Source organism: Streptomyces sp. 63XJN7_1_ISO-PGPR-S23-121, assembly GCF_056173025.1.
Map to the genome: position 1 here is coordinate 3,421,230 of NZ_CM149653.1, position 24,260 is coordinate 3,445,489.

At 73.5% G+C, this 24,260-nt stretch carries 25 protein-coding genes and 4 pseudogenes; 14 read left to right on the plus strand and 15 right to left on the minus strand.

The genetic code is table 11. The annotated features are described in order from the left end of the window. Positions 1–180 precede the first annotated feature (180 nt). The gene (locus tag AC0VYN_RS14930; protein WP_475536407.1) at positions 181–480 is read left to right on the plus strand and encodes a hypothetical protein; all 300 of its coding nucleotides are present in this window, start codon (positions 181–183) and stop codon (positions 478–480) included. A 106-nt stretch (positions 481–586) separates the two neighbouring features. On the opposite strand, the gene AC0VYN_RS14935 is transcribed toward AC0VYN_RS14930, so the two are convergent. From AC0VYN_RS14935 to AC0VYN_RS14955, 5 genes and pseudogenes are all read right to left on the minus strand, one after another. Further along, positions 587–1,450, minus strand: a complete 864-nt coding sequence (locus AC0VYN_RS14935) for a DMT family transporter (protein ID WP_475536408.1) — start codon at positions 1,448–1,450, stop codon at positions 587–589. 58 nt (positions 1,451–1,508) lie between these two features. Then, a complete protein-coding gene (locus AC0VYN_RS14940) occupies positions 1,509–2,312 on the minus strand; it encodes a hypothetical protein (RefSeq protein ID WP_475536409.1) in 804 nt (267 codons plus the stop codon). A gap of 328 nt (positions 2,313–2,640) precedes the next feature. Next, positions 2,641–3,588 (minus strand): hypothetical protein, encoded by a 948-nt coding sequence (locus AC0VYN_RS14945; protein ID WP_475536410.1) that lies wholly within the window; start codon positions 3,586–3,588, stop codon positions 2,641–2,643. Positions 3,589–3,698: 110 nt separating this feature from the next. After that, positions 3,699–4,004: pseudogene (locus AC0VYN_RS14950) on the minus strand (type 1 glutamine amidotransferase); the annotation flags it as partial. A 78-nt stretch (positions 4,005–4,082) separates the two neighbouring features. Further along, positions 4,083–5,309: pseudogene (locus AC0VYN_RS14955) on the minus strand (amidohydrolase); the annotation flags it as partial. Between AC0VYN_RS14955 and AC0VYN_RS14960 the strand changes: the two are divergent. Both AC0VYN_RS14960 and AC0VYN_RS14965 read left to right on the plus strand, forming a co-directional pair. Beyond that, the gene (locus tag AC0VYN_RS14960) at positions 5,271–5,471 is read left to right on the plus strand and encodes a hypothetical protein (RefSeq protein WP_475537072.1); all 201 of its coding nucleotides are present in this window, start codon (positions 5,271–5,273) and stop codon (positions 5,469–5,471) included. The pseudogene AC0VYN_RS14955 and the gene AC0VYN_RS14960 overlap by 39 nt on opposite strands. A 19-nt stretch (positions 5,472–5,490) precedes the next feature. Beyond that, positions 5,491–6,231, plus strand: coding sequence for a class I SAM-dependent DNA methyltransferase (locus tag AC0VYN_RS14965; RefSeq protein ID WP_475536411.1), 741 nt, complete (start codon positions 5,491–5,493; stop codon positions 6,229–6,231). A 13-nt stretch (positions 6,232–6,244) separates the two neighbouring features. Here the strand turns inward: AC0VYN_RS14965 and AC0VYN_RS14970 are convergent, their stop codons facing one another. Beyond that, the gene (locus tag AC0VYN_RS14970; RefSeq protein ID WP_475536412.1) at positions 6,245–7,366 is read right to left on the minus strand and encodes a lipid II:glycine glycyltransferase FemX; all 1,122 of its coding nucleotides are present in this window, start codon (positions 7,364–7,366) and stop codon (positions 6,245–6,247) included. Between the two features lie 275 nt (positions 7,367–7,641). On the opposite strand from AC0VYN_RS14970, the gene ku reads away from it, so the two are divergent. Beyond that, on the plus strand, positions 7,642–8,694 hold the full coding sequence (gene ku / locus AC0VYN_RS14975; protein WP_475536413.1) for a non-homologous end joining protein Ku: 1,053 nt from the start codon (positions 7,642–7,644) through the stop codon (positions 8,692–8,694). 157 nt (positions 8,695–8,851) lie between these two features. On the opposite strand, the gene AC0VYN_RS14980 is transcribed toward ku, so the two are convergent. After that, positions 8,852–10,342 carry a SulP family inorganic anion transporter gene (locus AC0VYN_RS14980; protein ID WP_475536886.1) on the minus strand — a complete coding sequence of 497 codons (1,491 nt, stop codon included), beginning with the start codon at positions 10,340–10,342 and terminating at the stop codon, positions 8,852–8,854. Positions 10,343–10,649: 307 nt separating this feature from the next. Here AC0VYN_RS14980 and AC0VYN_RS14985 point away from each other — a divergent pair. Then, positions 10,650–11,025, plus strand: a pseudogene (locus AC0VYN_RS14985) (MerR family transcriptional regulator). Between the two features lie 10 nt (positions 11,026–11,035). Here AC0VYN_RS14985 and AC0VYN_RS14990 read toward each other — a convergent pair. The 3 genes from AC0VYN_RS14990 to AC0VYN_RS15000 all read right to left on the minus strand — a co-directional run bounded on the left by AC0VYN_RS14990 (position 11,036) and on the right by AC0VYN_RS15000 (position 13,271). Beyond that, on the minus strand, positions 11,036–11,881 hold the full coding sequence (locus AC0VYN_RS14990) for an RNA polymerase sigma factor SigF (RefSeq protein ID WP_475536414.1): 846 nt from the start codon (positions 11,879–11,881) through the stop codon (positions 11,036–11,038). Between the two features lie 92 nt (positions 11,882–11,973). Continuing rightward, positions 11,974–12,921 (minus strand): anti-sigma factor RsbA family regulatory protein, encoded by a 948-nt coding sequence (locus tag AC0VYN_RS14995; RefSeq protein WP_475536415.1) that lies wholly within the window; start codon positions 12,919–12,921, stop codon positions 11,974–11,976. Further along, a complete protein-coding gene (locus tag AC0VYN_RS15000) occupies positions 12,918–13,271 on the minus strand; it encodes an STAS domain-containing protein (protein WP_475536416.1) in 354 nt (117 codons plus the stop codon). The genes AC0VYN_RS14995 and AC0VYN_RS15000 overlap by 4 nt, the downstream gene beginning before the upstream one ends. A gap of 249 nt (positions 13,272–13,520) precedes the next feature. On the opposite strand from AC0VYN_RS15000, the gene AC0VYN_RS15005 reads away from it, so the two are divergent. Both AC0VYN_RS15005 and AC0VYN_RS15010 read left to right on the plus strand, forming a co-directional pair. Next, positions 13,521–13,877, plus strand: coding sequence for a PRC-barrel domain-containing protein (locus tag AC0VYN_RS15005; protein WP_475536417.1), 357 nt, complete (start codon positions 13,521–13,523; stop codon positions 13,875–13,877). Positions 13,878–13,911: 34 nt separating this feature from the next. Beyond that, positions 13,912–14,076 carry a hypothetical protein gene (locus AC0VYN_RS15010; RefSeq protein ID WP_475536418.1) on the plus strand — a complete coding sequence of 55 codons (165 nt, stop codon included), beginning with the start codon at positions 13,912–13,914 and terminating at the stop codon, positions 14,074–14,076. A 53-nt stretch (positions 14,077–14,129) separates the two neighbouring features. On the opposite strand, the gene AC0VYN_RS15015 is transcribed toward AC0VYN_RS15010, so the two are convergent. From AC0VYN_RS15015 to AC0VYN_RS15025, 3 genes are all read right to left on the minus strand, one after another. Next, a complete protein-coding gene (locus tag AC0VYN_RS15015) occupies positions 14,130–14,705 on the minus strand; it encodes a Dps family protein (protein WP_451689488.1) in 576 nt (191 codons plus the stop codon). A gap of 114 nt (positions 14,706–14,819) precedes the next feature. Then, complete coding sequence (locus AC0VYN_RS15020; RefSeq protein WP_475536419.1) at positions 14,820–15,425, minus strand: flavodoxin family protein; 606 nt, start codon at positions 15,423–15,425, stop codon at positions 14,820–14,822. A 96-nt stretch (positions 15,426–15,521) separates the two neighbouring features. Further along, a complete protein-coding gene (locus AC0VYN_RS15025; RefSeq protein WP_475536420.1) occupies positions 15,522–16,322 on the minus strand; it encodes a thioesterase family protein in 801 nt (266 codons plus the stop codon). 392 nt (positions 16,323–16,714) lie between these two features. On the opposite strand from AC0VYN_RS15025, the gene AC0VYN_RS15030 reads away from it, so the two are divergent. Next, entirely contained in the window at positions 16,715–17,434 is a 720-nt protein-coding gene (locus AC0VYN_RS15030; protein ID WP_475536421.1) for an FAD binding domain-containing protein, read from the plus strand. A 30-nt stretch (positions 17,435–17,464) separates the two neighbouring features. Here AC0VYN_RS15030 and AC0VYN_RS15035 read toward each other — a convergent pair whose 3' ends face one another. Beyond that, positions 17,465–18,301 (minus strand): lysozyme, encoded by an 837-nt coding sequence (locus AC0VYN_RS15035; protein ID WP_475536422.1) that lies wholly within the window; start codon positions 18,299–18,301, stop codon positions 17,465–17,467. Between the two features lie 82 nt (positions 18,302–18,383). Continuing rightward, a pseudogene (locus tag AC0VYN_RS15040) lies at positions 18,384–19,074 on the minus strand (FadR/GntR family transcriptional regulator). Positions 19,075–19,163: 89 nt separating this feature from the next. Between AC0VYN_RS15040 and AC0VYN_RS15045 the strand changes: the two are divergent. The 6 genes from AC0VYN_RS15045 (at position 19,164) to AC0VYN_RS15070 (ending at position 24,260) form a co-directional block, all read left to right on the plus strand. Beyond that, positions 19,164–19,697, plus strand: a complete 534-nt coding sequence (locus AC0VYN_RS15045) for a DAK2 domain-containing protein (protein ID WP_475536423.1) — start codon at positions 19,164–19,166, stop codon at positions 19,695–19,697. Positions 19,698–20,031: 334 nt separating this feature from the next. Then, on the plus strand, positions 20,032–20,307 hold the full coding sequence (locus tag AC0VYN_RS15050) for a hypothetical protein (RefSeq protein ID WP_385469212.1): 276 nt from the start codon (positions 20,032–20,034) through the stop codon (positions 20,305–20,307). Beyond that, a complete protein-coding gene (locus AC0VYN_RS15055; protein WP_475536424.1) occupies positions 20,297–22,078 on the plus strand; it encodes a ThiF family adenylyltransferase in 1,782 nt (593 codons plus the stop codon). Before AC0VYN_RS15050 ends, AC0VYN_RS15055 begins: the two co-directional genes overlap by 11 nt. Beyond that, positions 22,059–22,487 (plus strand): hypothetical protein, encoded by a 429-nt coding sequence (locus AC0VYN_RS15060; RefSeq protein WP_475536425.1) that lies wholly within the window; start codon positions 22,059–22,061, stop codon positions 22,485–22,487. Before AC0VYN_RS15055 ends, AC0VYN_RS15060 begins: the two co-directional genes overlap by 20 nt. Continuing rightward, the gene (locus AC0VYN_RS15065) at positions 22,487–22,975 is read left to right on the plus strand and encodes a hypothetical protein (RefSeq protein ID WP_385469218.1); all 489 of its coding nucleotides are present in this window, start codon (positions 22,487–22,489) and stop codon (positions 22,973–22,975) included. Before AC0VYN_RS15060 ends, AC0VYN_RS15065 begins: the two co-directional genes overlap by 1 nt. Further along, the gene (locus AC0VYN_RS15070) at positions 22,956–24,260 is read left to right on the plus strand and encodes an MPN domain-containing protein (RefSeq protein WP_475536426.1); all 1,305 of its coding nucleotides are present in this window, start codon (positions 22,956–22,958) and stop codon (positions 24,258–24,260) included. Before AC0VYN_RS15065 ends, AC0VYN_RS15070 begins: the two co-directional genes overlap by 20 nt.

Sequence of the window (24,260 nt, forward strand, 5' to 3'; positions counted from 1 at the left end):
GGAGCAATGCCGGGAGGCCATGACCTTCGAGGCCGGGGGGCACCCGTCGCGGCCGGCGTTCGTGCGATAACGCGCCGATTGCATCCACCGTGTGGTCGTCGCGGCTGTCCGCAACCGCCCTCACCGCCGGGGTGTCTCATGCCGTCGAGAACGGCGACCCACCCACCGGAGGACCGCGGTATGCACACGATGAACGTCCCGACCGCAGCCGACGCGACGCGCTCGCGCCGCCCCGGGACCCAGGGCGACTTCCTGCTCCAGCCGCCCGACCCCGCCGCACGCGTCCCCTGCCGCATCGACCCCGTCGACCTGCGCCGCCTGGACCTGCTCGCCCTCCTGACCGCGGCGGGCATCGCGCCCTCCGCCGGTGACCGGGCGGCCATCGAACGGCTCAGTGAGCTTCCCCGGCAGCGTGCACGTGGCCCTGCACCGATGGCTGGAACAGGCGTACGGGTTCTGCCGGTGACCGGTGACCGGTGACCGGTGACCTGTGGCCGGTGACCGGTGACCGGTGACCGGTGACCGGTGACCGGTGACCTGTGGCCGGTGGACGACGGGGCCCGGCTGGCCGGCCGCGCGGGGCGGGTCATGCCTCGGTCCGCAGATCCACCCCGCGCCGGGCCAGCGTCAGGACGCCGACGACGATCAGCGCGACGCCGGCCAGTTGGGGCAGCACCCACCAGCCGGTGCGCACGTCCTCCTGGTACAGGACCACGCCGAGCAGGAGGCTCACCGTCGCGTCCCCGAGGGTGAGGGCCGGCTGGGAGGCGACCAGGGGGCCGCCCTGCATGGCGTGCTCCAGCAGGAGCACGGCGCACACGCCGGCGGCGGCGAAGGCGTAGGTCTGCCACACGGTGAGGAAGCCGACCACCCCGTCCGTGCCCAGGACCCGCATGGAGTCCTTCATCAACCCGGCGGTCAGGGCGTAGCAGACCGCGGTGGCCGCGCCGAGGCAGCCGGCGCGGGCCTTGCCGACGGGCCGCTTCAGCCCGGCCGCGGCCAGCAGGACGGCCGCCCCGGCACACGCCCCGAGCGCCGGCACCCAGCGGTCCATGGAGACGTCGTCGCTGCCGCCGCCCGGTGCGGCCGACGCCAGGGCCACCCCCAGGCCGACGACCACGCCGCCCACGGCGAGCCACAGGACGTCGGGGAGGCGGTGCCGGGTCATCAGCGAGGCCAGCAGCAACGCCAGCGGAAGCTCCAGCACGAACAATGGCTGGACGAGTGACATCGGCCCGGTCGCCAGGGCGGCCGCCTGTCCCACCCCGGCGACGACGACGGCCAGCATGCCGCCGAGCCACACCGGCCGCCGCAGCAGGTCGAGGAGGAGGCCCGGACGGAACCCCCGGGTCTGCGGCACGCTCAATGCGGCCCGCCGCTGCAACACGGTGGCCAGCGCGTTGCTGAACGCGGCGACGAGAGCGAAGAGCACCGGCAGGACAACACCCATCCACCGATCCTCACCCCGTTTCGCCCCGGCCGCGCGCGGTGCCGAGCGGGGAGCCGGGTCAGTCGTCGCTCCGGTCGGAGGCCGGCTCCGTCGCCGCGACGGCCTGCTTCGGCTCCGGCGCGTCGGAGGCGGTGTAGTAGACGGAGGTGCCCTGCTTGGTGCGCTGGGCCTGGTTCTTGGCGACGAGTCCCTCGAGCGTGGTGCGCACGACCGTGGTCTTGACGGTGCGGTCGGAGTGGGCCTGGCCGAGCGCCGTGGTCACCTCGGCGGCGGAGCGCGGCTCCTTCTGCTCGCTCAGGTGCTTGCGGACCAGTTCGACCAGGGTGGGCTGGGCCGGCTTCGCGGCCGACGAGGGCGACGTGGACGAGACGGCGGTCGCGGAGGAGGCGGGCTTGGCCGGTGACTTCTTCGCCGCCGGCTTCCCGGCCGCCTTCGCGGACGACTTGCCGCCCGGCTTCGCCGACGACTTCGAGGCGGGCCTGGCGCCGGACTTGGTGGCGGGCTTGCCTGCCGGCTTGGTGGCGGGCTTCGTGGCCGCGGAGCGCTTGGCCGCGGCACCGGCCTTGCCGCTCCGCGTGCGCCCGCTCGCGGCGGCCGTCTCGGCGGCGGCACTGTCACGGGGGCCGGGCACCGGCGCCGGGTCGGCCGCCGAGGGGACCGGCGGCGTGGTGACGCCGAGCGCCTGCTGCATGTTCACCAGCAGGGCGTGGTCGTGCTGCAGCGCGGCCAGCTGCTGCTGCAGGTCGGTGATCTCCCCGCTGATGCGCTCCTGCTCCTTGGCGTTGCGCTCCAGGTCGCTCGCCACCTGAACGCTGTACTGCGACGCGAGTTCGGTGGCGGTCTGCGGTGTGCTCTCGGACATGGTGTTGACTCTCCTCGATTCGCGGCCGTGAAGGCACGGGAAGGCGGCGGGACATCAGTCGTGGGACATGGGGGTCATGTCCGCTCGGCGGAGTGCTGGGTACCGCTGCCGACTGCGCCGACACCCGGATGGTACGGACGGCGGCGCCTGTTGTTCGCATGTTGGCTGCCGGGCCGGTATACCACGTCAGGACCGCACCGCGGTACGCCTCACCAGTGCATCGACGCCTTCAGTGCCCCTCCGGGGCGGGCCCGAAGCCGGTTCGTCGCGCGGGTGTTCGGAACACAGACATCAGACGCCCCACACCTCAAGAGCAAACGGTCGGACCCTACTGCCGCACGCGGGCGGCCAACCGCTCCATGTGCCGTGCCGCCTCTCGTGCCTCCCGCTCGGCGCCGGACAGTTCCTCACCGGTCACCCGGTTCCGTTCCTCGGCGTCCCGCCGCTCGGCCTCGGCACGCTTCAACTCCTCCCGCGCCTCTCGCAGTTGGCGCTCGGCGAGCGACACCTGCGCGCGTGCCCGGTCCCGGTCGCCGCGTGCCCGCCGCAGTGCCTCCTCGGCGTCCGTCCGTGCCGCTCGGTGCTCATCGGCACGGCGCTCCGCGGCCTGCGCGGTCTCCTGGGCCCGGGCGAGTTCCTCCTGCCGCTTGCGGCGTCGATCGGCGAGTTCGTCGCCGCCCCGCTTTCCGGCCGCGGTGTGCTTCGCCGCCGGCCGGGACGGCTGCCGTGCCCGTGCGGCCTCCACCGGTGCGGGGGCGGTGCCGGCGGGGAAGTCGGACGGCGGGGTGAGTGAGCCCTCCAGGCGGCCGTCCGCCCATCGGCCGGCCGCGTCCGGGTCCGCGAGGACCGCGCGCAGCGTCCCCTCGACCTCCCGCAGGGCCGGCTCCGGCAGGTGATGCCCCGCCTCGGCGGCGAGCTGGGCGGCCTGTCGGGACAGGGCGGTGACGACGCTCCGGCGTTGTGCGGAGAGCTCCTTGAGGCCGGCGGCGTCCAGGGTGCGGTGCGCCTCGCGCAGCGCCTGGCCCAGTTCCAGGAACCGCCGGCTCTCCTCGGGCCGGGAGCGCAGCAGCAGGTTCGCCGCCCAGGCCGCGCGGGTGGGCCGGCGTGCGGCACGGATGCGGCGGGCGTCCTGCGCGCGCCCGGCCGTCCTCGCGGTGGCGGCCCTCTCCTCGCGCCGGGAGACGAAGTCGGGGGGCGGCGTGGTGTAGAGCTCGTCGAGAACCGCCTCCACGTCCTGCTCAACCGCGTCCCGCCGGCGCCCGCCCTTGCGCTGCATGCTCCTCGGCCTCCACTCGGACGTCCACGCCGACCGTGCCCGTACATCCTGTCTACGGGTGCACCGGCCGCCCCGCGACCCGGGCGGGGCCCGCATGGGAGTCCCACCCCGACGGTGCCGCCAGCGACGTGCGCGAGCAGCTGGCCGCCGAGACAGATCCCGAACACGGGGGCACCCCGCTCCAGTGCCTCGGCGACCAGCGCGCGCGTGGACGCCAGCCAGGGGGCGCCCAGGTCGTCGTCGGGCAGGTAGCCGCCGCCCAGGACCATGACGCCCGCGTGGTCCAGACGCCGGGGGAGTGGCGCCCCGGCGTACGCGTGCACCACGTCCAGCGCCAGCCCCTCCGCGGTCAGCCAGCCACCGAACCGGCCCGGCCCGCCGCTCCGGCCGTTCTGCACCACCAGCAGCCGTGACAAACCGCCCACCTCCCGCTCACCGCACCCGGACACCAGCCCCTTGCCCGCACGGCGCCGGCGGCCAACCCCCGAGGGATGTCACAGACCGGCGGCGCGATGCGTCGGGTCGCCGTCCAGGACGGTCAGCAGCACCGGCACATCGGCCAGTTCGGTGGCCGCGACGGTCAGCGGATCGGCGGCCAGGACGGTCAGATCGGCGCGGTGACCGACGGCGATCCGGCCGGCCTCGTGTTCCTCACCCGCGGCGTAGGCCGCGTTGGCGGTCATGCCCCGCAGCGCCTCCAGCGCCGTGAGCGCCTGCTCCGGGCCGTGGGGCGCACCCTCGAGGTCGCGGGTGGGCCGGCGGTGGCGGGCGCCCGCCACCACGCCCAGCGGCGGGAAGGGGGCGATGGGCCAGTCGGAGCCGAGGACGACGACGGCACCGGCGTCGTGCAGATCGCGGCAGCGCCACGCACGCGAGGCCCGCTCCTCGCCCAGGCGGCGCGACCAGTTGTCGGTGTGGTCGGCCCGGGTGAAGTCGCAGCAGTGGGTGGGCTGCATCGAGGCGACCACCCCGAGCTCGGCGAACCGGCGCACGGTGTCGTCCGGGACCGTCTCGATGTGCTCGACCCGGTGCCGTACCCCGTGCCCGCTGCCCGACCGGGCCTTCTCGACGGCGTCGAGGACATGACGTACCGCCGCGTCACCGATGGCGTGGGTGGCCGTGGGCACACCGGCCCGGTGCAGCTCGCCGACGATACGGGTGTACTCCCGCGGGTCCGGCCAGAACGCGTCCCGGGACTCGCCGTGGCAGTCCGGCTGCTCCAGCCAGGCCGTGCCGTTGTCCACGGTCCCGTCCATGAAGATCTTGACGCCCGCGGTCCGCCAGAGCCTGCCGCCCGCCCCCTGCCCCTCGATCAGCGCACGCACGCCCTCGGCGTCCGTGACGGGCTGGCACCAGGGCGCCACCCGCAGCCGCACCGGCAGGCGCCCGGCCGCGTCCAGCTCGGAGAAGAGCGCGAGGCTGTCGCCGTTGGCGTCCATGACATGGCCGCCGGTCAGACCGGCGGCGGCCATGGCGCGCAGGGCGGCGGCGAGCCGGTCGCGGCGCTCCTCGCGCGTGGGCCGGGGCAGCAGGCGTTCCACGAGCTCGCAGGCCGCGTCCTCCAGCAGCAGCCCGGTGGGCCTGCCGTCCGCGTCGCACACCACCTCGGCGGTGGCCTGCGCGAAGGTGCGCGGCCCGGACACCCCGGCGAGTTCCAGCGCGCGCCGGCCGGCCAGCGCGGAGTGCGCGTCGAACAGCATCAGGAACGCGAGCACACCGTCGGCGTCGCCGTCGCCGCCCTGTGCGTCAACACCCTCTACACCGGCCCGATCGCCCGGGCCCTCGGCGGCATCGACCTCGCCCTCCCCGTCGGCATGGTCGTTGCAGCACTGCTGTACGCCGTCCTGACGCGCGGCGGAAAAGCACAGGCGCCCACGGCCTGACCGGAGGTACGGTCCCGGCATGCCGGACGAGGACGGGTACTTCGGGGAAAGCGTCGCCGCGCGATACGACGAGTCGTCGGCGGACATGTTCGGGCCCGACGCGGTGGATCCCGCGGTCGGCCTGCTGACCGGGCTGGCCGGGACGGGACGGGCCCTCGAACTGGGCATCGGCACCGGCAGGATCGCCCTGCCGCTGGCCCGCCGGGGCGTCCCCGTGCACGGCATCGACATGTCCCGCGCCATGACCGCCCGGCTGCACGCCAAGCCGGGCGGCGACACCGTCGGGGCCACCATCGGGGACTTCGCGACGACCCGGGTGCCGGGCACGTTCACGCTGGTCTACCTCGTCTACAACACCATCAACAACCTGACCACGCAGGACGCCCAGGTCGCCTGCTTCCGCAACGCCGCCGACCACCTCGGACCCGGCGGCTGCTTCGTCGTCGAGGTGGGCGTGCCGGAGCTGCGCCTGCTGCCGCTGGGGCAGACGGCCGTGCCGTTCCGCATCGGCCCCACGGGGTGGGCGTTCGACACGTACGACACGGTGACCCAGGCGATGAGCTCGAACTACGTCACCCTCGTCGACGGCAGCGCCGAGTACACGTCCGTTCCGTTCCGTTACGTGTGGCCCTCGGAGCTCGACCTGATGGCCAGGCTCGCCGGGCTGCGCCTGCGCCACCGGTGGGAGGACTGGGACCGGTCCCCCTTCACCCATGAGAGCCGCCGGCACGTGTCGGTCTGGGAGAAGCCGGCCGGCTGACCGGGCCCGGCCGTCAGCGCCGGGACATGTACAGCCGGAACGCCCGGTGGAGCACCTTGCCGAGGGGGTGGTCCCACTCGCCGAGGTACTCGACGGCCTCGCCGCCCGCACCCACCTTGAACCGGAGCAGACCCAGCAGGTGGTTGTCCTCGTCCAGGGTGTCGGTGATGCCGCGGAAGTCGTACACCCGCGCTCCGCGCTCATGGGCGTCGCACATCATGCGCCACTGCAGGGCGGTGCTGGGCTGGACCTCGCGCCGGCGGGCGGTGGAGGCGCCGTAGGAGTACCAGACGTGGTCGCCGACGGTCAGCATCGTGGCCGCGGCGAGCACCTCACCGTCGTGATGCGCGAGGTAGAGACGCATGCGGTCCGGGTCCTCGGCCGTCAGCGCGGTCCACATCCGCTCGAAGTAGACGAGCGGGCGCGGGACGAACCTGTCCCGTTCGGCGGTCTCGACGTAGAGCTCGTGGAAGGCGCGCAGATCCTCCTGGCCGCCCTGGACGACCTTCACGCCGGCCTTCTCCGCCTTCTTTAAGTTGCGGCGCCACTGCTGGTTGAGACCGTTCCGGATCTGCTCCAGCGACCGCCCGGCGAGCGGCACCTGGCACACGTAACGCGGCTGCCCGGCGGCGAAACCGTCCTCGCCCCCGGATTCCGCCTGCCGCCAGCCCGTCCGGCTCAGCCGTTCGGCGATCTCACGGGCACCGGGCTCCTCCACCGTGGCCTCCACGTCCCGCAGCCGCCGGGCCCGCGGGTCGGCGATCGCCGCCTTGACGGTCTCGGCGCTCCAGCGCCGGGCCACCACGGGCGGGCCCATCCGCACGGAGAAGGCGCCCCGCTTCTTCAGGTGGGCGAGCATCGGCTCGAGCCAGCGGTCCAGCTCCACCGCGTTCCAGGCGATGACCGGGCCCTCGGGGAGGTAGGCCAGGTAGCGGCGCAGCCCCGGCAGCGGGCGCAGCAGCACCAGCGCCGCCCCCACCAGCTCTCCGGCGTCGTCGAACCACCCGAGGCTCTCCGCCTCCCAGTCCGGCTTCACCTCGCCCCACGAGGGGAGCTGGAGGTGACTCACGGAAGGCCGGGCCGCGACGAAGCGCAGATGCTCCTCGCGGGTGATCGCCTTCAGGTGGTGGCTCATGGGCGGTGACCCTTCGTTCGGCTCGTCCGATGGTGTCGGCGGGAGGACCGCCGCGCGGGCGGACGGTTCCGTCCCCGCACCACCAGGGAATACCGGCGGCGGTGAATCCGCGCGGGCTACCGGCTGTTCGGGCAATCGGTGGGAGCGGCCCGGCGCCGCCGGCCCCGCCGTTGCCCCGGGTGCCCCGCCCGGCGCGCGGCGCCGCGGGAGGGGTGACAGCGTGGAGGGGCGTGGAGGACACCGGCGGCGCGGCAGGACGGACGGAGCGGACGGCCATGGCACGGGCGATCTGGACGGGCGTGATCACCTTCGGTCTGGTCACGGTGCCGGTCGGGCTGTTCTCGGCGACACAGGACCACACGGTGCACTTCCACCAACTGCAACGCGGTACCTCCGACCGGATCCGCAACCGGCGGGTCAACCAGCGCACGGGCGAGGAGGTCGCCGCAGGCGACATCGTCAAGGGCTACGAGGTCGCCGAGGGCGAGTACGTCGTCGTCGAGCCGGACGAGCTGGACGAGATCGCGCCGGGCCGCTCCCGGACCGTCGACATCACCGACTTCGTCGACCTGGACCTGATCGAGCCCGTCTACTTCGACCGCACCTACTACGTCGCCCCGCGCGGCAAGGAGTACCTCAAGGTCTACCAACTGCTCCACAGCGCCCTGGCCGAGGCGAACAAGGCGGGCGTCGCCACCTTCGTCATGCGCAACAAGCAGTACCTGACCGCGCTGCGGGCCGAGAACGACGTGCTGGTGCTCCAGACCCTGCACTGGGCCGACGAGGTCCGCGACCCGGACAAGGAACTCCCCGAGCTGCCCTCGGGGCGGGCGGGCCGGGGCAAGGAACTGGACATGGCCCTGCAACTGGTCGACGCGCTCAGCGGTCCCTGGGAGCCCGGCCGCTACCACGACACGTACCAGGAGAAGGTGCGCGACCTGGTGCGGGCGAAGGCCGAGGGCAAGGAGGTCGCCCTCGCCGAGGAGCCGCCCACGGCCACCGACGTCGTCGACCTCATGGACGTCCTGCGGGGCAGCCTGGAGCGGGCGAAGAGCGGCGGCGGCAAGCGGTCGCCCGCTCCCGCCGAGGACGCCGGCGGCGGGGGAGAGGAGCAGGCACCGGCCGAGCGGAAGAAGGCCCCCGGCCGCTCCGGGCGCTCCGGCAGGGCCGCGACGAAGCGGGCGGAGCTGCGCGAGCTGAGCAAGGCGGAGCTGTACCGGCGGGCGACCGAGCAGGACGTCCCCGGACGCTCCAGGATGACCCGCAGCGAGCTCGTCGACGCCCTGGTGGGTTCCGGGCGGGCCCGCAAGAAGACCACGGCGGCCTGATGCCCCCGCCTCACGAGGGCCCACCCCGAGCTGCGCGGTAAGCCGCGCGGGCCCCATCGCCCCCCGACCGGCCCGCGGCCACCCTTCGACCGACCCGCGCCGCCCCACGGCCGCCCCGCCCGGCGGGACCGCGGTCGCCCCGGGTGCCGCCGTGCGCTCAGTGGCTGCCGGTGAGCTCGCCGCTGAGCCTGCCGTGCAGACGGGCGCTGGACTCGTTCAGCCCGGTGATCTCGACGGTCTTGCCGCGCTGGGCGTACCGGGTGGCGATCGCGTCCAGAGCGGCGACCGAGGAGGCGTCCCAGACGTGCGCGGCGGACAGGTCGACGACGACCCGGTCGGGGTCGCCGGCGTAGTCGAAGCGGTGGACGAGGTCGTTGGACGACGCGAAGAACAGCTCGCCCGTGACCCGGTAGACCGCCGTGGTGCCGTCGGGGTCCGTCACGGAGGTGACCCCGGCCAGGTGGGCGACCCGCCGGGCGAAGACGACCATGGCGGTGACGGAGCCGGTCACGACACCGATGGCGAGGTTGTGGGTGGTGACCACGACCGCGACGGTGACCACCATGACGGCGATCTCACCGGCGGGCATGCGCCGCAGGGTCCTCGGTGCGACGGAGTGCCAGTCGAAGGTCGCGAAGGAGACCATGACCATCACGGCGACCAGCGCCGCCATGGGGATGTCGGAGACCACCGGGCCGAAGACGATGCACAGCACCATCAGGAACGCGCCGGCGAGGAACGTGGACAGCCGGGTCCGCGCGCCGGACACCTTCACGTTGATCATCGTCTGGCCGATCATGGCGCAGCCGCCCATGCCCCCGAAGAACCCGGTGACGATGTTGGCGACGCCCTGCCCGACCGACTCCCGCGTCTTGGAGGAGCGGGTGTCGGTGATGTCGTCGACCAGCTGGGCCGTCATCAGCGACTCCATCAGGCCGACCAGCGCCATGGCGAAGGCGTAGGGCGCGATCGTCGTCAGGGTGTCGAGGGTGAAGGGCACGTCGGGCAGACCCGGCACCGGCAGGGCGGACGGCAGCTCGCCCTTGTCGCCGACGGTCGGCACCGCGATGCCGGCCGCGACCGTGACGACCGTGAGGACGACGATGGAGACCAGCGGCGCCGGGACCACCCTGGTGATCCTGGGGAAGAGGACCATCAGCGTCAGCCCGGCCGCGATCAGCGGATACACCGGCCACGGCACACCGGTCATCTCGGGGACCTGCGCCATGAAGATCAGGATCGCGAGGGAGTTGACGAAGCCGACCATCACGGAGCGGGGCACGAACCGCATCAGCTTCGCCACCCCGAGCACGCCCAGCACCACCTGGAAGACACCGGCCAGGATCACCGCGGCGACGAGGTACCCGAGGCCGTGCTCCCGGTTCAGCGGGGCGATGACGAGCGCCACGGCACCGGTGGCGGCGGAGATCATCGCCCGCCGGCCGCCCACCACGGCGATGGTGACGGCCATGGTGAAGGACGCGAACAGGCCGATCGCGGGGTCGACCCCGGCGATGACCGAGAAGGAGATCGCCTCCGGGATCAGCGCGAGCGCGACCACCAGACCGGCCAGCACCTCGGTGCGCCAGACCTTCGGATCGCGCAGCCAGTCCGGGCGCAGGGCGCGCAGCCGCGCGGCGGGGGACAGTACGGAAGAGGACAAGGAAGCGGCTACCTGTCGTGCTCGGGCACACCCCTGCCGGCAGGACGGGGCGCACGGAGATGGCGGGGCGGTGGACCCGCGGGGCCCGGACGTCGTCGCCGGGGGCGGCATCGGCCCCGGCACGGCAGCGGCCGGGCGGACGTACGCACACCCGGACGGGGGACGTCCTCGGCCGGCCTTCACCGCCTCGACAACTCTACCCCAACGTTAGAGTAGGGACCGGCGGGCCGCCGGGATGGCGGCGGCAGCGGCAACGAGCAGCGTCAGGAGCGCCGGCGTGAACGGCAAGCACATGCAGATCGGCGAGGTGGCCACCCGCACCGAGCTTCTCCCTGCGCACCATCCGGCACTACGAGGAGACCGGCCTCGTGGTCCCCTCGGCCCGTTCCCGGGGCGGGTTCCGGCTCTACACCGAGTCCGACGTCTCCCGCCTGATGGTGATCCGCCGGATGAAGCCGCTCGGCTTCACCCTGGACGAGATGCGCGAGCTGCTGACGGCCACCGACCGGCTCGACGCCGGCGACGCCCCGGCCGCCGAACGCGAAGAACTCCTCCGCCGGGTGCGCCGCTTCGAGGAGGCGGCCCGGCAGCGAGTGGCGGACCTGAGGACGAAGCTGGCGCGGGCGGAGGAGTTCGCGGCCACGCTGAGGGAGCGGCTGGAGACCTGACGGCCGCCGCTCACTGGGTGCTGAGCATGCCCTCCCGCAGGCGGGACAGCAGGCGCGAGATCAGCCGGGACACGTGCATCTGCGAGACGCCGAGGCGCTCGCCGATCTCCTTCTGGGTGAGCTCCTCCACGAACCGCCAGTGAATGATCTGCCGGTCGCGCTCGTCCAGCTCCGCGATCATCGGGGCCAGGGCGTGGAAGTCGTCGACGAGCGCGAGCGCGGCGTCGTCGGCGCCGATGAAGTCCGCGAGGACCGACTCGCCGTCCTCGCTGCCGCCGATGGCCGCGTCCAGGGACGACGAGTTGTAGCCGTTGGCCGCCAGGCGGGCCTCGACGACCTCGTCCTCCGGCAGGCTCATCAGCTCGGAGAGTTCCTTCGTGGTGGGGTTGCGGCCCAGCCGGCTGCGCAGCTCCTCGGTCGCCCGGGCCAGCTGCACGCGGGCCTCCTGCAGACGCCGCGGCACGTGCACCGCCCAGGACGTGTCGCGGAAGAACCGCTTGATCTCGCCCACGATGTACGGCACCGCGAACGACGTGAACTCCACCTCACGCGTCAGCTCGAACCGGTCGATGGCCTTGATCAGGCCGATCATGCCGACCTGGACGATGTCCTCCATCTCCTCCGGGCCCCGGCTGCGGAAGCGGCCGGCCGCGAAGCGGACCAGGGACATGTTCATCTCGATCAGCGTGTTGCGCGCGTACTGGTACTCGGGAGTGCCCTCCTCGAGGACCGCCAGCTGGTCGAAGAAGAGCTTCGACAACTCCCGCGCGTCCTTGGGCGCCACCTTGGACGGGTCCGCGATCTCCGGCATGCCGGAGATGTGCTGCACGGTCGCCTGCACGGTCGTCGTCGTCATGATGTCCCTCCCTGTCGGTCGGCCCTGTCGCTGTCCATTATCGGCCGACGAGACTGCGCTTACCCCGGCCCACGACTCGCACACCTACGTGTTTACGCGAGTGGCCCACCGAGATGGAAACGGACCGCCGTGCCGTCGTCCGCCGTGTGCGTCCGCACCAGGTCGGAGACGTAGTGGACGAGCAGCAGCCCGCGGCCGCCGATCTGGCCCCGCTCCGGCGGCCGGCGGCCGGCGAGCGGATCGGTGAGCCGTCCGGCGTCGCGGACCTCGCACACCGTCTGCCCCGCCTCGGCCCAGACGGCGAGCGTCCCGCGGCCGCCGCCGTGCACCACGCTGTTGGTGGTCAGTTCGGCCACGGCCAGCTCCAGATCCGGCAGCCGCCGCTCGGGCAGACCCAGCGACCTGGCACGCGCCACGGCGAAGCGGCGCGCGTCGGGGAGCTCCTCGGCCCCGAACGCGAAGGAGGCGGCGTCCGGCGGGGCCGTCAGCGGCTCGTTGTAGCGGGCGACGACCGCGGGCCAGTCGTAGGACCCGCTGGCCGCCTCACGGCCGTCGGCGATGACCGTCGGATGCGTGCGCCTGGCGTCGGCCAGGACGTCCGCGTGCAGCCGGGACTCGTCGTAGGGGCACAGGATGGTCGCCGGGCGGCCGGTGAAGGCCGCGTTGATCAGCGCCTCGTGCTGGGCGCACGCCGGGTACTCCGCCGCGCTGCGCCCGGCCCAGACCGGCTCGCCGATGATGCGGACCCGCGCCCCGGCGTGCTCGTCGGCGAACGCCCTGAGGACCCCGGGGATGATCCGCCCCGGATTGCGGCCGGCCTCCGTCATGTCCAGGAACACGACGTCCCGCGCCTCCGTGCCCAGGCCCGTCCTGATCAGCTCCAGGTTCGGGGCCGGGACGGCCACCGCCACCGGTTCACCCGCGTCCAGCCCTTCCCGTACGAACGACACCGAGCGGTCGGTGTACTCCCGCTCCGAGCGGTAGAAGAGCGCCGGGTGCGCGAACACCTCGTCCGAAACCGGCGTGGTCACCGTGTTCATCGGGCGGCCACCTCGATCCCGGTCAGCGACGGCCAGAACAGTGCCAGCACGCGCGGCAGCTGCGGCGGGGGCTGTTCCACCACGACCCGGCCGCCGGGCAGATTCATGGCCGTGACGGCGAGCGCCGCGACTCCGGCCACGTCGACGAACCGCACGCCCGAAAGCTCCAGGTAGGACACGTCCGCGTGCCGCCGGGACAGCTCGGCGAGCGCCCTCTCCCAGGACGGGCGGGTGATCACGTCGATCTCCCCGCGGGCACGGATTCCGGGACGTCCGGACAGCGGTCCCACCTCCAGCACGGCACCGTCCCGCGACTCGGCGGGACGGTCCCCGTCGTGTGTGCCCTCCACACTCGATCTCCTTCGGAAAACCGCCGGATCCGTGTCGTCGCTCCCGCTCGGCACGGGCCCGGGACCTCTCTTCGACCAGGCAGCCTAGCGCGACCGCGCACCTTTCCCGGGCCACCGCCCGGTCGGACGCGGCCGGACCCGACCCACCCGCGAGCCGATCGCTACGCCGGAGTGGGGACAAACCATGCGACTCGGGCGGGAAGCGGGGAAGGAGACAGAGGAGCGCGTCCTGGGAAGGGAAGACGAGTCATGTTCGAGGCTGACAACATCCGCGACTGGCGTGGCCGCGACGTCGTCGACACCGACGGCCACAGGATCGGGAGTCTGGAGTCCATCTACGTCGACACCGCCACCGACCGGCCCGCGTTCGCCGCGGTCACCATCGGTCTCCCGACCCGCCGCCGACTGGTGTTCGTCCCGCTGGAGAAGGCCACCGTCGGACCCGACTACCTCAAGGTGATCTACGACAAGGGCCTGGTCAAGACGGCCCCCGCGATCGATCCGGACGGTGAACTCGTGGCCGAGGCGGAGGGCGCGGTCTTCACCCACTACGACCTGCCCTACGAGCAGGGCAGCCGCGGCGAACGCCGGCTCGCCCGGCGCTGAGCCGTCCGCACAATCCGTCGGAGGGGAGACGACCGTGAGCCTGTTCCTGCTGCTGTTGCTGGTGGCGCTCGTCCTCGGAGTGATCGGGGTGGCCGCCCAGGGGCTGTTCTACCTGCTCGTCATCGGCATCACCGTCCTGATCGCCGACCTGGTCCTGGTCGGGGTGCGTCTCGGACGCCGGGGACGGCCCATGCGCTGAGGCTCCGGGGCCCGGCCGCGTCACCCCGCGGCCGGGCCTCCCGGCAGTCACCGTCAGCTCTGGCCCTGGGTGAGCTGCGAGCCCCGCTCGGCGCCCTCCGCCTCGGACTCCGCGCTGCCCGTCGCCAGGGTGCCCCCGGAGGTCTCCAGGTGGGCCCGCACGAACCACTGGAACTGCTCCAGGTCCCGCAGCTGCCCGATCAGCAGGTCCTCCGTGGCGGGGTCGATGTCACCGGCCTCCTTGACCGCGGCGCGCACGCCCTCGATCACGCCGGTGTACACCACGTCGAGCGCGCCCAGATGGGCGATGGCGTCCGCCCGGCCGATGGAGTAGTCGTCCCAGGCCCGCTCGGCCACCAGGGCTCCCGGCGTCCCCTGCGCCACCCCGCCGAGCGCGGCGATGCGCTCCGCGACGTCGTCCGCCATCTCGCGCACCTGGTCGACCTGCGGGTCGATCATCTCGTGCACGGCGATGAAGTGCGGGCCCACGACGTTCCAGTGGACGTGCTTGAGCGTGAGATGCAGGTCGTTGAGAGCGTGCAGGCGCAGGCGCAGCACGCCGATGAGCCGTCCGGCGGCCTCACGCTCGATGCCGGGGACCGTGTACTTCGGGGTCAGGTCGTGCGTCATGGCGGGCTTCAACTCCTGATCTGTCGTGTACGGCGTTGCACCTGCACGAATGCCCCGCTTCGGCGTCGGCAGACATAACCGGACGTCTCCCTTCCCGGACCGCGGGGCAGCCGGTCAGGACGGTGGCGCCGGCAGGGGCGTCGCGGCGAGCGCGCGGGCGGCGTGGACGAGGTTGGACGCCATGGCGCGGCCCGTGGAGGTCGACCAGTCGTGGCCGCGTTCGTCGTCCAGGTAGTCGGGCCCGGGCCCGGGCCCGAGGTGCCAGTAGGTCCAGGCCTGCCCGGGGACGGTGTAGCCGATGTCGCAGAGCGCGCCGCCGATCTCGCTGATGACGTGGTGGGCGCCGTCCTCGTTGCCGGTGACGAGGACTCCGGCGACACGGTTGTAGGCGACGGGGCGCTCCTCGTCGTCGGTCTCGCCGAGCATCGCGTCCATGCGTTCGAGGACGCGCTGGGCGACCGAGGACGGGCGGCCGAGCCACGTCGGCGACGCGATGATCAGGATCTGCGACGCCAGCAGCTTCTCGTGCACCTTCGGCCAGTCGTCGCCGTCGCCCATGTCGGTGAGCACGCCCGGCTTGAGACTCAGGTCCACGGCCCGTACGACGTCCACCTCGACGCCGTGTCCCTTCAGGGACGCGATGACCGTGGCGGCCAGGGCCTCGGTGTTCGACGGCTGCGGCGACGGCTTGAGGGTGCAGTTGATGACGAGTGCGCGCATGTGTCCCACCCTTCCCCCGGAGGCGGGGCAGGCCGACGGATCGGGCCCGCCTTCACCCGCCTGCCCCAGCCCGCGGGCACCGCCGCGCCGACCGCCTCAGCTGCCGCCGCCCGGTGGCTGGGGGCGGACGGTGAGTATCTGCTGTGCGTGTCCGACCGGCCCGGTCTGGTCGTGCAGGACGGTGCTGGTGATGCCCTGGCCGGTGGGGCCGAACACGACCGTGGTGTCCAGCCCGGTCCAGCGGCCCTCGGGCCGGCGGTGGAGGTGGAGGGTGAGGTCGACGTTGGGGAACATCCAGGCGGCCGGTGACTCCCGAGCGGCGATGCCGTTGGCCGTGTCGACGAGCGCCACGTAGGACGCGAGCGGGCTCACGGTCCGTCCGGCGACCAGGTCGAGGCCGGTGGAGATCCAGGCCGTCCCGCGGCCCGGCCGCGGGGGCCCCTGCGGCCGGACGTCCAGCGAGGCGATGTACCCGCCGGGCCACGCGGAGCTCATCGGCCAGGACTCGAGCGTGTGCGGCGGGGCGAGCGGCGCGGCGGCGCCGCCGGCCACCGCGGCGGTGTCCCCGGCGCCGAGGAGCCAGGCGCGGGCCCGCACGACGGGGCGTCCGGCGATGCGGACGACGGCCTCGACGAGTTCGATGGTGCGGCCGGGGCGCAGCGTCTCCACCCGGATCTCGCACTCGTCGAGGGCGAGCCGGCCCAGGATGTCGAAACTGATCCGGGACAGGAGCGCACCGGTGGCGGGCCGCGCGGCCAGATGGCGCTCGACGGCGTGCACGACGAGACCGCCGAGCGGGCTGAAGTGCTGTTCGTCGGGGTCCCACGCGCCGCCCGCGTGACCGGTGGGCTTGTAGCGGTGCTCGTCGATGGGCTCGAAGTAACTGCCGGTGCTCAAGTCGGCTCACCTTCCGGGCTGACGGTGCGGCGGGTCGGCGCGGGGGCCGCCCGCGTGGCCGGCGACGCCCGCGGCCGGATCCCCTCCCACCGGGCCACGAGGGTACTTGCCGGGGCCACGCACCTGTCCGGGGGGTGCCTCACCGGAGCGCGCGACGAGGCGGGACGACCGGTGAGCGGGTCGTCGCGCCGGTGCCGCTCCCGCGCGTACCGGCACGGCCGGCCGCGCTCGACGGGCCGCGAGCGCTCCGGCGCGCGAAGGGCGCACGCCCACCGCGCATGAGCCCTGTACGCGCCCCTGCGGTGCTGCGGAGAATACGACGGGACCGTGATCACGCGGCGGGGGTGCCTGCCGTCCGACCGCCGACTTCCCGGGAAAGCAGGTCGATTGCCGTGCTGTTGCGTCTGCCCACGTCCGTGACCGAGGCACAGGAGTGCATGGCCGACGGGGCGGTGCCCGTCGGCGGGGCGACGCTCGTGTGGGCCACGTGGCAGCGGGACGGCTTCCCGGACCAGGCCGTGTCGCTGCGCCACGTCCCCGAGGCGACCGTGGTCCGGCCAGGGACCCTGGGGGGTGCCGTGGTGCTGAACCGGATCGACGACCGCGTGCCGGAGGTGCTGCGGCGGGCGGCCGGCTCCGTCGGCACCGGGGCCGTGCGCCGGACGGCCACGGTCGGGGGCAACCTCGTGGGGAGCAGCCTGCGCTGTCTGCTGCCGGCGGCCCTCGTCCTGGACGCGGACGCCACCGTACTGGGCCCGGACGGCGCCTACGGGACCGACCTGAACGAGGCGCTGGCCAAGCGTCACTTGCTGCTAGCCCTGCACTGGCGCACCCCCGCGGCCAGCGGCTACCACAAGGAGTCCGCCGAAGCCGGCGGTCCGCCGCCCCTGGTCGTCGCCACCGCCGTGCACGCCGGCGCCGACGGGCTCCGGCTGCGGGTGGCGGTCCGCGACGGTTACGAGGTGCTCAGCGAGACGGCCCCGTGCGACGAGGGGGCCGACCAGGTCCTCGGCGCCCTGGAGCGGACGGACGTCGCCGCGCTTCCCGCGTGTGCGCGCGAGGTGGTGCGCCGGCAGGTGGCCGGCGTGCTGGCGGATCCGGCCGGCCGCTGACGCCGCGGCCGGCCGGATCCGCCGCCGGACTCAGCCGTTGGCGAGCGCCTGGACGCGGTCCACCGCGCCGTTGAACTTGTCGTGGTCCCCGACGGTCGCTCCGGTCGAGGTGTACTGCCACATGGTGTGGAAGCCCCAGCCGGCGGGGAGTTCACCCACCGACGAGGCGTACCGGGCGATCCACAGCGGTGTGGTGGAGGCGAAGCCGCTGTAGTTGCCGGTGCACTGCTTCCACCAGTTGGTGGAGGTGTAGACGACGGCGTTCCGGCCGGTGCGTGCCTTGTAGCGGTCGAGGAAGTCCCGGACCCAGTTGACCATCTGAGTCGCCGTCCGGCCGTAGCAGGTGTCGCCGTACGGGTTGTACTCGATGTCCAGGACGCCCGGCAGCGTCCTGCCGTCCTTGGACCAGCCGCCGCCGTGGTCGACGAAGTAGTCGGCCTGGGCGGCGCCGCCGGCGGTGTCCGGCGTCGCGAAGTGGTACGCGCCGCGGATCATGCCGGTGTCGTACGAACCGCCGTACTGCTGGGCGTAGTAGGGATTGCGGTAGGACGTGCCCTCGGTGGCCTTCACGTAGGCCCACCGCACTCCGCTGTTCCAGAGAGTGGACCACGAGACGTTGCCCTGATGGCTGGAGACGTCCACGCCCTCCGTCTGACTGGCCCTGGTGTCGGTGGGCCGTCCCTGCACTCCCTCGTGGGCCAGCACGCCACGGCCCATGTAGGCCGTACCGCGGACGGGTGTTCCGCCGGACGCGTCGGCCGAGGCGGGCGCGGCGCACAGGGCGAGGAGGAGGGACGGGGTGGCGAGGGCGACGCCTGACGTGAGCAGGCGTGAGTGGCGGGAAGCCACGGCTATGGGTCTGCGCATGCGTCCCATCCGATCCGCTGTCGGGCCGCACCGCATCTCACGCTCACCCGGACGGCGTCAGCGCCCCACGCGTACGGGCGGCTCAGCCGTCGCCGTCGACGGAGGCGCGCAGCCGCGCGCTGGCCATCCGCATGTGCTCGGCCATGGCCCGGTCCGCCGCCTCCGGGTCCCGGGCGCGGATCGCCCGCAGCACCGCGTCGTGCTCGCACAGGGTGCCGCCGACCGTGCCCTCGATGTCGCTCACCCGCTCCCTCCACACCTGCAGCAGCGCCCGGATGCTGTGCAGGACGTCGTTGAGGACGGTGTCGCGCGCGATACTGGCCGTCTCCAGGTGGAAGGCGATGTCGGCGTCGATGAAGGCAGTGACGTCGCCGCCCGCGTCGCACATGCGCTGGAGGTACTCCTCCAGCAGCGCCACGTCCGCGTCGGTCGCCCGCTCCGCCGCCAGGCGCCCCGAGAAGCCCTCCATGTACGTGCGCCTCGACGAGGTCCCGGGTGCGCCGCTGCCCCAGCATCAGGCCCCAGTTGATCGCCCGGGGCAGTAACTCCGAGGTGCCCTCGCGCACGTAGGAGCCGGAGCCCGGCCGGATCTCGATGATGCCGAGGACGTCCAGGGCGGACAGCACGCCGGAGCGCGCGACGCCCAGGGCCTCGGCCGGCTGACGCTCCGCGGGCAGCCGCGTACCGGGCCGGATGTCGCCGGCCGAGAGGTGGTCGAGAAGCCGCTTGGCGACCTCGCTGACGGAGGACTCGCGCACCACGGGCCGCAGCAACTGCGCGAGGTCGGGCGAGTCGGCGGAGCTGTGCTGATCAGGCTCACTGGTGCGCCCTGGACGCCCCCGAACCGGACGATCGGGAACTCGTGGCCGAGGACCTCGCCGACACCGCCGTGGCCCCCGCATCCGACGCCTCCCGGAACGCCGCCCGCGCCGTCCTGGTCGCCCTGGACGCCGTCGCCGCCCCCGTCGACGCGCACGTGGACGACCTCGGCCGCATCGACGCCGTGGCCGGCGACGGCGACCACGGCATCGGCATGCGGCGCGGCTCCACCGCCGCCCGGTCGGCCGCCACCGAGGCCGCCGCCCTGGGCGCGGGCGCCGCCACCGTCATGCACCGCGCCGCCGACGCCTGGGCCGACAAGGCGGGTGGCACCTCCGGCGCCCTGTGGGGCACGATCCTGCGCTCCCTCGGCACGGCGCTGGGCGACCGGGACGCCCCGGACGCCGCCCGCGTCGCCGCCGGAGTCACCGAGGCGTCCGCCGCGGTGCGACGGCTGGGCGGGGCCGAGGTCGGCGACAAGACCATGGTCGACGTCCTGGTGCCGTCACGCCTTTCACGGCATTCACTCCGTCCTCCACCCGCGCAACAGAACACCCTTTCCCGCATGACAGGGTGAATTACTGGAACACTTGCCCTAACAGCTCTCCTTTCGGGATGCATTCTCGAATAACTGATCGGTTTCCGGGTGCCGGAAACGGAATATGCCGACGCATTTTTCGCATCGTCTTCACGGGGGTGCTGTGGCCGGTTCATACTTGGCTGCCCGAGGGTGACAGGGGGGTCTGGCCGAATTCGGGGGAATCTTCGGCGGGGGAACATCGTCTTCTACCGGGTATCCGCGCACGCCTGTGTCGTGCGCCGTGCCGTCGGCGACAGCAGCCTTGCCGGAATGCCACCCGCATCGTGCCTTCGCGCCTCGCGCCGATCTCCACGCAGAGAAAGAGATCTCCATGAGCACGACGACGGTTACCCTGCGCAACGCGATCTCCAACGCGCGCCAGGACATCAACATCGAGTCGGGTCAGACGGTGCGTCAGGCCGTCGACAACAGCGGATTCATCGCGGCGGGCAGCAACTTCAGCGTGCGGGACAAGAACGGACAGGTCGTCGACGACCGGCCGGTGGAGGAGTACGCCAACACCGTCCTGTCCGTGGGCCTGCCCGGCGACGGCGTCGTCGGCGGGCGCGGGAACGACGACACCGCCGGGAACCACCATGCCCGTTGAGCGCTACGCCCGGCAGAGCGGCCTGGTCGCCCAGGACCTCGTCGCCGACGCACGCGTCGCCGTGCTCGGCACCGGCACGGCCCTGCCCTACCTGATCCAGTGTCTGACCCTGCTGGGTGTGGGCAGCCGGCACGGGTGCGTCAGGCTCGTCGGCATGGCGCGGCCGGTCCGTGAGGCGGACCTCGCCCACCAGTTCCTGCTGCACCGCGACGATCTGGGCGAGCCCCTGGACCAGGCTCTCGCCCTGCGCGCCCAGGAGTTGAACCCCACGGTCCGGGTGGCCGGCGACGACACGCCGCCCGACGGCCGTGAACTGGTCCTCGCCGTGCCGCGCGCCGCCGAGACGGAGTCCACCGCCGCCCGCTGCGTGGTGGACGTGTGGGGGCAGGTCCTGCCGGCCGCCGTCAGGATCGGCCCCGACGCCCTGCCGGACGCGTCGGAGTCGTCGGGCCTGCTGACCGCCGCGCTCGGCGCCGTCTGCGGAGGCCTGCTGGCCCAGGCGGCCCTCGGTGAACTGGGCGCCCTCGTGGACGGTCCCGCGGTGGTCTCCCAGTGGTCCGAGGAACGGCTCATGGTGCACGCGCCCGGCATCGGGAGCGCCACCGAACGCCTGATGAGCGGCGGCAACCCGCAGCCCTACCTGCAGGGCGTGCTGGAGCGGGTGGCCACCGCGGACCAGTCCGGCGCCTTCACCGTGCACCTGGACGGCCTGGCGGTGCGGCCACGGGTGACGACGGTCGTGGACGAGGACCACGTCCTCGCCTCCGTCGTCGTGCGGGAACCGGGCCGGACCCGTTCGCCGCTGACCGTCGTCCCCGCGCGCAGGCCGCCGCGGCGCACCCCGGTGTGCTTCTGGTCCCCGCTGGACGGCGTGTCCCCCGAGGACGGCGGCCGGCTGCCGGAGGACTGGGAGCCGGTGCCGAGCCGTGGAGCCCGGGTGGTGATGTGCGGCGCGGGAGCGCTCGGCGGCTGGGCCGCGGGCGTCCTGGCCGCGAGCGGCGCCGTCGGACACCTCACCGTCGTCGACATGGACGACCGGGTCGAACGCCACAACCTCAACCGGCAGATCCTCTTCCGCGACGGTGACATCGGCGCCGCGAAGGCCGAACGCACCGCCGCCCGGCTCCGGGAGATCGACCCGGAACTCCAGGTGGAGGCACTGGCGACGACGATCGGCCCCGAACTGCTCACCGGGCCCTCCGGCATCAACGCCGCCGCGCTCGCCGGCGCCCCCGAGCTGCACGCACGGGTGATGGAGACCGCCCGTCTGCGCACCCGGCTGGAAGAGGCGCTGCACGGGGCCGCGGCGGTGCTGTCCTGCCCCGACAACCAGCAGACCCGCTGGACGCTGAACGTGCTCACCGAGCGGCACAAGCTGCCGCTCGTCAACGGAGCGGTGGACGGCCTGACCGGCCGGGTGCACGTGTGCGACCCCGGCACCTCCAGCATGTGCCTGGTGTGCTGGCTCGGCACGTCCATCGCCGACGACCCGGTCCGGTACTCGTGCACGGACGTCGTCGACGGGGTGCCGATCCAGTCCCTCGTCACCAGCGCCGCGGTCGTCGGCGCCGCCCAGGCGGCGGCGCTCCTCGCGACCCTGGCCGGGGGCGCGGACCGCATCGGACGGTTCCACGTCTGGGACGGCGCCGGCACCTCCCTCACCGGACACCGGGCCGGGGAACGGGACTTCGCCGAGTGCCCGGCCCACCTGGGCGACCCCCTGCCCGGCACGAGCGACAAGGAGTACGACCGTGGCCGTTCCCCCGCATGAGTTCCTCGAGGCGAAGGCCCAGTTCTTCGACCTGGAACCGCTCGCCACCGACCAGGACGCCTGGGTCACGAGCGTCGCGGTGACGCTGCGTGGCATCCTCGGCTCACCGAACGGCGCCCTGCGCGAACGGCCGCAGGACTACCGCCTGCTCGTCGCCGTGGACCGGCTGCGCGAGGAGCTGCCGGCCGTGTGGGTGTTCTCCCCGTCGGACGACGCCATCCAGCACGTCAACATCTTCCGGAGCCGGGAGACCTGCCCCTTCACCGGATCGCGGCTGCCCCTCCTGTGCTGGGGGACGACCGGCTCGGCGTGGCAGCACATCCCGCGGGCCAACCGCTCCCTGTCCAACTTTCTGGAGGCGGCGCGCCAGGTCCTCGCCGAGGCCAACCTGAACAGCCGGGCGCGCTGATGCCGGTCACCGAGGAGGAGGTGCGTGGGCTCAGGTCCGAGTACCCGGACCTCCGTGTCCTGGCCCGCGAGACCCGGCAGGGCGCGCTCCTCGTGGCACGCTGGCGGGCCATGTTCGCGACGCAGACGCCGGGCGGGCAACCGGACGTGACGGCCGTCGGCACCCGCGTCCGGGGCATCGTCGGGGGCGGTTCCCGGATCCGGCGGGACTACCACCTGGTCATGGACGTCGGCGCCCTGCACCGGCGGCTGCCCGACGTGTGGATCACCGCGCCGGACGACGCGCAGATCCGCCACGTCAACATCTGGCGCTCGGACGGGGAGGCCGCGTGGTGCCCGGCGCTGGGTGTGCGACTGCCGCACCTGTGCTGGTTCACGTACACCCAGGCATGGGCGGACGCCCGGCAGTCGCACCGGACCCTCGGTGCCGCGCTCGAATACGTCAAACAGCTTCTGAACACGGAGAATCATGACAGTCCGGCACGTTGACCACGGCGCGCCGAGCCTGCGGCTCGTGCTGCCGCTCGCGCTCCTCGGCCCCGCCTTCTTCCTCTCCTCCTACCTCCTGTCCGTCGGCTGGGACGTGCCGAGCGGCTGCCGCGCGGCTGTGGTCGGGCTCGCGGCCACCGTGACCGCCTGGCTCGCCTCCTCCGAGTGGCTCGCCGGGCATCCGGCCGGCCGCCGTACCGGGTCCGGCGCGGGCACCGCCCTGGCCGCGGCGGCGCTGCCCTGCGCGGTCCTCCTCGCCCTGTCGGTGGCCCTGCTGCACCGGGGCGACTCGGCGGGCGTCTGGGCCCTGATCCCCGTGGTGGCGCTGATCCAGGCCGGCGTCCTGCTCCGGTCGGGCCGTCCCGCGGCGGACTCCGGCCCCGACCGGCCTGCCCGCCCCGGCGGCAGGGTGTCCGGTCCGGCCTCCGACGGTCCCGCGACGCCTCCCGGCACACCCACGGAGGACCCGGGCGACCCGGGGGAGGAGCCCGGCGGACAGGCGGACGATCCCGGCGAACGGGGGGAGCAGCCCGGAGTCCCGGCCGGCGACCCCGGCCCACCGGCGAACGCCCCCGACGACGGAGAGACCCGCCCGGAACGCCCTCCGCTCCCCGCCGCTACCGCGACCGCGGCACCGGACACCGCCGGCCCGACTCCGCCCGGCGCCGACGGCGAACCGGCCCCGGACGACGACGGTGAACCCGGCCGGGCCGCGCGCCGCCCGGAGGTCGGCATCGACGCGGAGCTGTGGCGCAACCTCGCCGAGGTGCTCGCCGAACCCGCCGAGCGGCGTGAGGAGCAGGGCGGCGTCGCGCTCACCGCGCGGACGGACGACGGCATGTGGACCATCGTCGGCGCCGTGCTGCCGCAGCAGACGTGGGCGAACGCGGTGCGCTGCGAGTTCTCCGTCCTGGAGGTCGAGCGGGTCCGCGACGCGCTGGACTCCCTCGGCCCCGACCACCGGGACGCCGTCCGCATCACCTGGCTGCACACCCACCCGGGCCTGTCCGTGTTCCTGTCGTCCACCGACCACGACACCTCGGCGAAGTGGCGGGCGCTGGACCCCGACTTCCGTCCCGTGGTCGTCGACGTCACCAAGAAGGAACTCGGCGACCGCATCGGGGTGTTCGACGCGCGGGGCGCGGCCCTGCCCATCGGACTGGTCGACGACGTACTGCCCGCCGGGACGGCCGGTGCCATCAGGGACGCCGTGCTCGAACGCTATCGCAGGACGGGCGGGCCCCTGCCCCTCGTGCTCGTCGGCGCGGAACCGTACCGGACATGA